Annotated in this window: 7 protein-coding genes and 1 tRNA gene; 4 read left to right on the top strand and 4 right to left on the bottom strand. The window is 44.6% G+C overall.

What is annotated here, in order from left to right:
* Positions 1-496 precede the first annotated feature (496 nt).
* A complete protein-coding gene (locus tag FWF39_RS11170) occupies positions 497-1,618 on the top strand; it encodes an MBL fold metallo-hydrolase (RefSeq protein ID WP_343383520.1) in 1,122 nt (373 codons plus the stop codon).
* A 314-nt stretch (positions 1,619-1,932) separates the two neighbouring features.
* On the opposite strand, the gene purQ is transcribed toward FWF39_RS11170, so the two are convergent.
* The 4 genes from purQ to purM all read right to left on the bottom strand — a co-directional run bounded on the left by purQ (position 1,933) and on the right by purM (position 6,530).
* Positions 1,933-2,748, bottom strand: coding sequence for a phosphoribosylformylglycinamidine synthase subunit PurQ (gene purQ / locus FWF39_RS11165; RefSeq protein WP_343383519.1), 816 nt, complete (start codon positions 2,746-2,748; stop codon positions 1,933-1,935).
* Entirely contained in the window at positions 2,748-5,129 is a 2,382-nt protein-coding gene (gene purL, locus FWF39_RS11160) for a phosphoribosylformylglycinamidine synthase subunit PurL (protein WP_343383518.1), read from the bottom strand. The genes purQ and purL overlap by 1 nt, the downstream gene beginning before the upstream one ends.
* A complete protein-coding gene (gene purS, locus FWF39_RS11155) occupies positions 5,126-5,377 on the bottom strand; it encodes a phosphoribosylformylglycinamidine synthase subunit PurS (protein ID WP_343383517.1) in 252 nt (83 codons plus the stop codon). The genes purL and purS overlap by 4 nt, the downstream gene beginning before the upstream one ends.
* A gap of 67 nt (positions 5,378-5,444) precedes the next feature.
* Positions 5,445-6,530: a phosphoribosylformylglycinamidine cyclo-ligase gene (gene purM, locus FWF39_RS11150; RefSeq protein WP_343383516.1), complete on the bottom strand. Its 1,086-nt coding sequence runs from the start codon at positions 6,528-6,530 to the stop codon at positions 5,445-5,447.
* Positions 6,531-6,789: 259 nt separating this feature from the next.
* Here purM and FWF39_RS11145 point away from each other — a divergent pair, with 259 nt between their 5' ends.
* The 3 genes from FWF39_RS11145 to FWF39_RS11135 all read left to right on the top strand — a co-directional run.
* Positions 6,790-7,644: a TIR domain-containing protein gene (locus FWF39_RS11145; RefSeq protein ID WP_343383515.1), complete on the top strand. Its 855-nt coding sequence runs from the start codon at positions 6,790-6,792 to the stop codon at positions 7,642-7,644.
* A gap of 253 nt (positions 7,645-7,897) precedes the next feature.
* Positions 7,898-7,973 (top strand) — tRNA-Gly (locus FWF39_RS11140).
* A gap of 447 nt (positions 7,974-8,420) precedes the next feature.
* The coding region (locus FWF39_RS11135; RefSeq protein WP_343383514.1) for a hypothetical protein at positions 8,421-8,605 on the top strand (185 nt) is incomplete at its 3' end.

Below are 8,605 nucleotides of genomic sequence, written 5' to 3'. Positions count from 1 at the left end.
TTGTTTCAAAGAAGACCGCGATGGTGGATTTAACGCTTAAACTTTGGCACGCATTAACCACTGAAGACATCTTTACAGCATTTCAAAAAACCGCATTACTTATCTTTAGGTGAACACTCTCTTAATTTTAATAGATTTATCGGATTTTTTCCATTTCACATCAATATGATCAATATTGAGGAAAAGTTATGGTGGGTTGTACGGTGTGCTCGTTATTGTGCAGTCTGTATATGCAAAATGTCGGCTGGGTTTGTGTATACTGCACGGGGCTCATAGTTTTGGGGGTGTGTTTGGGTTGATTGGTTGTTTGCATGGGGAACATCCAACTGGTTTAACGTGTTTTGTGCGATTATGCTTCTTTGGTTGCTATAATTTTGTGGTGGTAACTATCTGGACATTTTTGTCCTCTGTTTTGTTGTGTGGTAATGTTTTTGGCGATATATTCTGGAAAATGATATATTGTGGTGGGCGGGTATACTTGTTTACGGTAATGTGTATGAATAAAAAAACAATCGCTGGTTTGTCGGTAGTAATTGTTGCAGTTTTACTTACCGCAGGCGTACTAGCTTGTCAATCCGATTTATTCCCTCCTAACGATCCAACTGTTGATCCAAGCGTGTCTGTAGGTCCAGGTGTGCCGGTGGATCCAGAAGGGCCCGGAGCCGGTCAGTTACAGGTCATTGTTTTTGATGTGGGTCAAGCAGACTGTACCCTTCTAAAAATGGATGGCCACGCTATGTTGATAGACGCGGGGAACACAGGTCAGGATAAACTTGTCCTTAACTATCTAGCTGAATATGGCATAACTACCTTGGATTATCTTGTGGCTACTCATCCCCATGCTGACCACATAGGATCTATGACTTCTGTTGTCAATGCAATGGACAGCATAGGCACAGTACTTATGCCTGACAAACCCCACACAACAAAAACCTATTTAAATCTAATAACTGCCATTGAAAACAAAGACATACCCCTCACCATACCTACTCCGGGAGAAGTTTTCCAATGGGGTGATGCAACCGTAGAGGTTTTGGCACCAAACAGCCCAACCTATAAGGATCTTAATGATTACTCTATTGTTTTACGCGTAGAGTTTGGCGAGACCTCTTTTCTGTTTACAGGTGATGCAGGCACAATCTCAGAGAACGAACAGCTGGCCGTTGCTAAGGATTCGCTAAAATCTGATGTGCTCAAAGTCGGACATCATGGCTCCCGAACAAGTAGCACACAAAAATATCTAAATGCTGTTGCTCCAAGTTATGCAGTAATATGTTGCGGCGCAGACAACGACTATGGACATCCACACACTGAAGCAATGACCCGCCTAACTGGAACAGGTGCCACAATCTATAGAACCGACCTACAAGGTACCATAATTTTTACCACTGACGGAAAAGACATAACCGTATCGGTATCACGTGACCCTCCAATAACTGATGATACTACTACTCCACCACCACAACCAGACATAGTCTACATCGGCAATAAAAATACCAAAACATTTCACAAATCCACTTGCGGTTCACTGCCCGCTGAACAAAACCGAATAACCTTTAACACACGCCAAGAAGCAATAGACGCCGGCTACACTCCATGCGGCAGCTGTAAACCCTGACATACTGAATAAATCTGATCGTCTGTGAACTGATGTTGATGCAAGACAGCTAACCCTGCCAAACTCATCATCAGTTCACATTCTCATCTATATTTAATCACACAACAAAATCAAACATACTGCAATTAGACCTAATCAAACTAAAAAGACATCAATATCTCGTCTAAAAGTCACTTAAAAAATTAATCAATACCTAACCGTGGTGGGTGTCATAACCCTAATTTTAGTGAACTACCCTTATTTGACCTCTTTATCTCTGACTTGGGGTGTTGATACGTTAGTCTCTGCAACATTTCACTCAGCAACGGGACCTGTTATGTTTTTGTTAGTTTATCGATGATGCTTTGGAAGATGTGTTTACCGTCTCCATATTGTAGCATTTGGTTTTGTCGGGTCCAATTGGGTTGTTGCCACCAATATAGCGCACGCTCAGGATGGGGCATTAAACCAAAAATATTCCCCTCCGGGTTGCAGATGCCAGCGATATCATAAAAACTGCCATTGGGATTTGTGGGATACTGGCCGTTTGCGGGTTGACCGTCTTTGGTGCAGTAACGAAATACCAACATATCCTCCTCAACAAGCCGCTTTAGCAGTGTTTCTTCTTTTTCTTTAGGAAACAGCAGTCGACCCTCGCCATGCGCGATGGGCAGTCGAATGACTTTACCTTGGGGAATACTGGATGTAAAGAGGCATCTGCCTTGGTTTTCCTGCTTTAGATAAACCCATTTACATTTAAAACCCGCCGGTTCATTGGTGGTAAGGGCCGCCTCAGGAACTGGGCTTATACCCTCAAAGCCTGGTAGTAAGCCATATTCGACTAGAATCTGAAAGCCATTGCATATGCCAAGAATCGGACGACCCTCGTCGATAAAGCTCTGAATTTCTTTGTCCAGATGCGCCGAGAGGTGGCGGGCAAAAATGACGCCGCTGCGCACATAATCCCCATATGAGAAACCGCCTGGAAAAACCAACACATCGTAGTCTAGGAGATTGCGGTGTTTAATGAGTTCACTGACTTGGAGAGTGTGGGCTTGTGTGCCGAGTTCTTGGAAGGCACGTTGGGTTTCAGCATCGCAGTTAGTTCCGCCGGCACGCAATATACACACTTTGATGTCTTGAGGGTTCATTATTCGGTCTCCTTTGGGTTGAGTGTTTTCTTCCAACGCTGTCGCAACACATCCAACGGGGCATCAACTATGGTTTGGCCGTTTAGGCCTTTGATGTGGAGTTTGGGTTCTTTTGTGACTTTTCCAATTCTCACACAACCCTTGCCCTGCATCAGCTTCTCAAACTCTGCTGTGTCTGCGTCTGCAACTTCGATAAGAAAGCGGCTGTTAGACTCTGAGAAGAGTACAAAATCATCGCGCTCAATATCTTGGGTGGGCACTTTTTGCAGATCAAGACTTAACCCTAAACCGCTTGCAAAGGCCATCTCGGCGGTTGCAACTGCTAAACCTCCCTCTGAGAGATCATGACAGGATTTGACTAAACCCTGGTCAATGGCTTTGGTGATTGCCTTAAAGGTCTGCTTAGCTTTACCGCCTCGCACCTTGGGTACTGATGCACCTAGGTGGCCGTTTAGTTTATAGTACTCTGAACCGCCCAGTTCAGGATAGGTTTTGCCGATGAGATAGAGCGGGTTATCTTGTTTTTTGAGCTCCATAGAGATGGTGTGCTCAATGTTGGGTATGATGCCCACCGCCGTTATGAGCAGAGTAGGTGTTATGGGGCCCAGGGGGGATTCGTTGTAGAGGCTGTCTTTGCCGCTGATAAAGGGCGCTTTAAACATAACTGCATAGTCATAGCAGGCTTCGCAGGCACGCACCAATGAGCCCAGCCGCTCAGGCTTCTCGGGGTTGCCCCAGGTAAAGTTGTCTAAAAGTGCAATTCTTCTGCCGCCCACGGCAATGTTGTTGCGCATGGCCTCATCTATAGCTGAAGCCGCCATCCAATACGGATCGATTTTGCCATAGTTAGGATTCATACCGCAGCTAATCACCAATCCCTTTAGAGATTGATCAAGAGGTTTGAGAACTGCGGCGTCATTGGGACCTGCATAGTCACCCTGTAACGGTTTGAGTAGCGTGTTGCCTTTAACTTCATGATCATAGGTCCGAATCACAGATTCTTTGCTGGCAATATTGGGTGCACCCAAAAGCTGTAATAAAACCTCAGTAAGGTTGCTGGGTTGGGGGAGGTTGGGTTCGGTGAATTGGGGGGTTTTGATGCATGCGGTTTTACTGCTTTGGGGGGGACTGAAGAGTAACTCCATATCAATATCTGAGACTAACTCTGTTTGGTAGCTGAGTTTGAGTCTCCGTTCGTCAATGAGTTTGCCAATGGCGGTTGCTGTTACATCTTCTTTAGCAAAAACTGCTAACACGGCCTCTAAGTTTTGGGGGGTGCATGTGAGTAGCATGCGTTCTTGGGATTCAGAGAGATAGATCTCCCAGGGTGCGAGCCCCTGATACTTTAGAGGCACCATCTCCAAATCGACTGCAACGCCGCAGTTAAAGCGCTCCGCGGTTTCACCTACTGCTGAGGATAGCCCGCCTCCGCCAATATCGGTAATGGCTGAGCCGAGCTCTCGATCGCGGATCTCCACAATGGCACGTTTTAGTTTTTCTTCCTCGATGGGATTTGCAATCTGAACTGCGGGTCGGGCAATCTCTTCAGATTTCTCGGTAAGTTCCGTAGAAGCAAAGGTAACCCCATGGATACCATCGCGTCCCGTTTTGCCGCCTGCTAACACCAAAATATGGCCTGCTTGAGCGTTTTTGGCATATTTGCTTAGCGGTAATATACCCACACAACCACAAAACACTGTAACATTACCTGTGTAGGAGTCATCAAAGTATATGGCACCATTAACCGTTGGGATACCCATATTGTTACCATAGGTGCTAATCCCCGCAGTTACACCCATATAGACATATTTGGGGTGTTTAACTCCTGCTGGCAGTTTACTGTAATCATAGTCAAGGGGTCCAAAACCCAAAACATCGGTACATGCGATAGGATCGGCCCAAACCCCCAAAATATCACGGATGACACCACCCACACCTGTGGCTGCACCCCCAAAGGGTTCAACCGCTGAGGGATGATTATGCGTCTCAACCTTGGCGGCGACACCTTGGCCTTTATCAAATTTGATTATACCTGCATTATCCTCAAATACACTCACACACCAAGGTGCATCAATCTGTTTTGTAGCTTTGGCAATATAGGTTTTAAACAAACTGTTAATTGTTTGATCGTCACCAATTTTGATTTTACCCTTAAAGGTCTTATGACAACAATGCTCACTCCAAGCCTGACTAATAGCTTGAAGCTCCACATCAGTGGGATTGCGATTTTCTCTTCTAAAATAAGTTTGAACTACCTCTAACTCCTCAACACTAAGGCCCAACGATAGCTCACTGTTAATATCTGCTAACTGAGCTGATGTAGCCGTTGCTAATTGAACTTCTATGACTGATTGGGTTGGGCGTTTGATCAGTAGCTTCATTTTCTCTCAGCTACGCTGATTGTATAGTCATCTTTTGTAGGATTAACCAGCAGACGACTGCTCATTTCCTGAGCTTTCTGCTCTGCCTCAACCATGCTTGAAGCTTCCAAAACTACCTTGTAGACTTTACTAACCTCAACTGCTTCAACACTGAAGCCCAGCTCAACAAGGAGCCGCGCGGTTGTTTCGCCTTCCGGATTACTGTGCCCGGGTTTGAGGCTGACTTCAATTTTAACAGCGTACTTCATAGACCCCTAAATTAAGAGGTAAAGATTTAAACGCTTTCATCAAAACAATGCCAAACAATACAAAACCCTACAACAAAACCAACCGTTTCTCCCCATACTCTATCTCAACAACCCGTTCTTTGTCTGTAACTCTGCCAATTTGCTGTACACCAAACCCACTACACTGTTCCAGCCCACTCATCGCGGCATCAACATCAGAGTTATCCACGATAATGCCAAAACCCCAGCCCATATTAAAGGTCTTAAACATCTCCTCATCAGTTATAGTATAGCCTAACTCGGCAGCGGTTTTTTGAATTAAGCCAAAAATCGGTTGCGGAGCAAACCGATCAAAACAAAACCCAATACCTGGCGAAAAAGCTACCAAATTATTGAATTTGGTGTAACTATCTCCTGTTATATGTACTGCTGCTTTAACTTTAACTTCACGAGCCAGTTTAAGGAATGGTTGCACATAGATCTTAGTGGGCTCCAAGGCTTCCAGCACAATTTCACGTGATAATTCTTGGGGAACATCGTTTGGTTCGTATTTACCGCCCCAAGCTTTGAAGAGAATTTTTCTTGCCAGCGTAATCCCGTTACTGTGCAGACCACTGCTAGCCAAACCGATGATGGCATCCCCCGGGTTTATGTCTCTGCCTGTTATGAGATCTTGACGCTCAACTTGACCTACACAGGAAACAACCATATCAAATCCCGAATCAGACCTGAGACCTTTGATGATCTCAGCAACATCCCCTGTTTCACCATTCACCACAGGGCATTCCGATTGTTCGGCACCCGCAATTATACCTTTGAGCCATGCATTAACCAATTTAGGCACACTAGCGGCGGCATGAATATTGTCTGCCAAAGCAAGCGGTTTAGCCCCGCTGCGAATAACATCATTAACCACCATAGCAACCGCATCAATGCCAATGGTATCATACTTATCTGCCAGTTCAGCAATTAAGACCTTGGTCCCAACCCCCTCGATTTGCAGATCCAAAAATCGGTCTTCACCGATGGGCAAGACATTGCTATAGGGCAGATGCATGATGCCGCCAAAACCGATATGCCGATAGGTTTCTCTAAGACTCGTCAGCTCTTTTTTAGCTTCCACCCGCTGACCCCGATTAACGCCTGCATCGGTATACGTATAATTTTTCGACATCCTGCTTCTCCTGCACGCTAAACTTGGCAACGCTCTCTGATAACGATTTTGTTTTACCCCCTAATTTAGACTGCGCAAAACCGATATTAGAGAACGAAAGGCAACCATTAAGCAATGCTTAATAGTTCAAATGAACTATCCCGTTTTTTAGATAAATTCAAAGAAATTTTCGAGTAGTTCAAAAAAGGTATCCGTAACGTTGGAAGAGCTGATTGTTTTTTAGGGGAAGGTTTTTGAGTTTTAGGGTATAGGTTAATTTTTGATTGCTTTGCCTAACCCCAAATATCACATATACCTCGAGTATAGTGAACCTGACAAGTCTGGTGTTCGTTTCAACCTCTCAAATGCTGAAGTCGTTGGAGCCTTCCAAGAACCCTTTACCAATGGTGAACCTTTCTGGTTTATAGGTCGTCTGCTCAACCCCATCAAAGTTTCTAAGGTTGTTATCTTTTGGTCTTATCAAGCAGCTGACAAACTCCAACTGCCCAACAATGAGAGTATAGTCACAACTAAGGACAAAAAATATCTCCTTGATAATCTTCTCAAAGGCAAAATCAAAGGCGCTTATGTGTGCACTGAGCAATTTGTGGCAATAACCCCAAAAACAAACCCAGCCGCTCAACAAACTCCGTCTGTGCCCTTAACGCCAAGCGGTACCCCGCGGCGCATACTTGTGGTTTCTGGAACTGATGAAACCATGAAACAAACCCTAACTTTAGCTCTAAAAAAACTTGGGCTTGCAGCTATAATCATGAGTGAACAACCCAGTCAAGGCAAAAAAATAATCGATCGCTTCACAGACTACAAAGACATAGAATTCGCATTAGTGTTGCTCTCGCCTGACATCTATGTCTACCCCAAAGGTGAAGAAGCCACCAAACGCCAACGCAACCCCCGCCAAGACGTAACCCTGATGTTTGGTTTTCTATTAGGCAAACTGGGCAAAGAACGCGTACTTGCCTTCTATAGAGAAACCCCCAACTTTGCATTCCCCCTAGACTTCGAAGGCATCAAATTCACCGCCCTAGATGACCGTAACAGCTGGAAACTCACCCTCATACGCGAACTCACCGCCTGCGGCTACACCGTTGACTCAGAAAGGCTTCTAAGATAACCCCTATCCAAAACTTGGTTGAAAAACAGAAAACCCGGCTAATACCGGGGTAGTTCCATCTCGATTAAACCACTCTAGTTTGAGGTCTGCTTGTTGGTGTCTGGAAAATAAACTCTCAACCCTAACCTGTTGTTGGTGATTGCGTTGGCTGGGCTCTGTAGGGATATGGAAAACACAAACGATTGTGGCTTCTTATACCTGACAAGAACGAATATATTGCCCAAACCCCACAAAAGGATTGTTAAGCATAATTGCGGTTGTAGTCTAGCTCGGTAGGACTCCAGCTTCCCAAGCTGGCTACCCGGGTTCAAATCCCGGCAACCGCACCAATCAATTACATGTGGGAACTAACCTTTGTAAATGTAGTTGGGAAGCAAAAGCAGGCGGTCTTCTCTGGTTATCTGTCTTACTTTCGGTAAATTGTTAGTATGTGGGGCTTTTTTCATACACTGTGGTGTATGTGGGTTGTTAACTTTGTGTTGTTGTCTAAAATTGATTTTTCAGCTGGGAATTGGTGAATGCAATTAAACCATTGTCGTGTTGATAAATGTCGTATGATTGCATACATATGACGGTTTATATGTTGATGTAGTATTGTGGTTTACTGTCGCAATTGGATTGGGGGCGCATTCGTGTGTGTATGAATCTTAAAAAATCTACTACGTCTAGTCTAAACAATTTTTCTCAAAATCCGTTATCTGTTTTGTTACAGATTTCTTCTCTATATTATCCCGTGTTAACGACGCGTGTTATGCTTTCTCCTTTGGGGGATGTTTATGTCTATTAATACCGAGTCTGACCTTAGAACGGCTGTTGCTAATGCAAAGGTGGGCGTTGTAGTTATTACTCTTGCAAATGATATTCAGCTTACAGGGTCTTCTCTTGTTATTTCTGCTAATCAATGTATTAAATTGATAAGTGCGGCTGGGGTTGCCGGTGGGTTTTTCAGATTAATTGGTGT

Origin of the sequence: Candidatus Bathycorpusculum sp. (assembly GCF_009778815.1) — an archaeon.
Classification (GTDB): domain Archaea; phylum Thermoproteota; class Bathyarchaeia; order Bathyarchaeales; family Bathycorpusculaceae; genus Bathycorpusculum; species Bathycorpusculum hydrogenotrophicum.
The sequence above is the reverse complement of the archived record's forward strand: the minus strand, read 5'-3'. Positions and strand labels throughout refer to the sequence as shown.

What these genes read in the sequence shown, in the direction of transcription:
- FWF39_RS11170 (WP_343383520.1), top strand. Translation starts at nt 497, where the DNA reads ATGAATAAAAAAACAATCGCTGGTTTGTCGGTAGTAATTGTTGCAGTT.
- purQ (WP_343383519.1), bottom strand. Translation starts at nt 2,748, where the DNA reads ATGAACCCTCAAGACATCAAAGTGTGTATATTGCGTGCCGGCGGAACT.
- purL (WP_343383518.1), bottom strand. Translation starts at nt 5,129, where the DNA reads ATGAAGCTACTGATCAAACGCCCAACCCAATCAGTCATAGAAGTTCAA.
- purS (WP_343383517.1), bottom strand. Translation starts at nt 5,377, where the DNA reads ATGAAGTACGCTGTTAAAATTGAAGTCAGCCTCAAACCCGGGCACAGT.
- purM (WP_343383516.1), bottom strand. Translation starts at nt 6,530, where the DNA reads ATGTCGAAAAATTATACGTATACCGATGCAGGCGTTAATCGGGGTCAG.